Here is a 259-nt window from a genome sequence, read left to right on the forward strand (position 1 = left end):
GGATCAGCTGAGTAATCACCCCGATCCAAAAATTTTACGCCAGCATACGTATAGCGGAAGACATCAGCATCTTTCTCATCACGAGTGTATCGACCACCCAGGGTTAAAGCCCATTGCTCATCTATCTGATAAGTTCCCTGCCCGAACAAAGCAGAGCTTGAGGTATCTACACATCCTCCATTATCGATAGTTAAATCCAGTAAACCCAGTACGGTGGGGAAAGCACCACAAGCTTCACCTTCATAAAAATAAAGTCCGC

General features: G+C 45.6%; 1 protein-coding gene. It reads right to left on the reverse strand.

Features of this window, described 5'->3' with window-relative positions; all coding sequences use genetic code 11:
- Positions 1 to 259, reverse strand: a 259-nt coding sequence (locus tag SB749_RS19995; protein WP_410711844.1) for a TonB-dependent receptor domain-containing protein, incomplete at both ends; no start/stop codon positions are given.

The organism is Brevibacterium sp. SIMBA_078 (assembly GCF_046534565.1).
Taxonomy (GTDB): Bacteria; Actinomycetota; Actinomycetes; order Actinomycetales; family Brevibacteriaceae; genus Brevibacterium.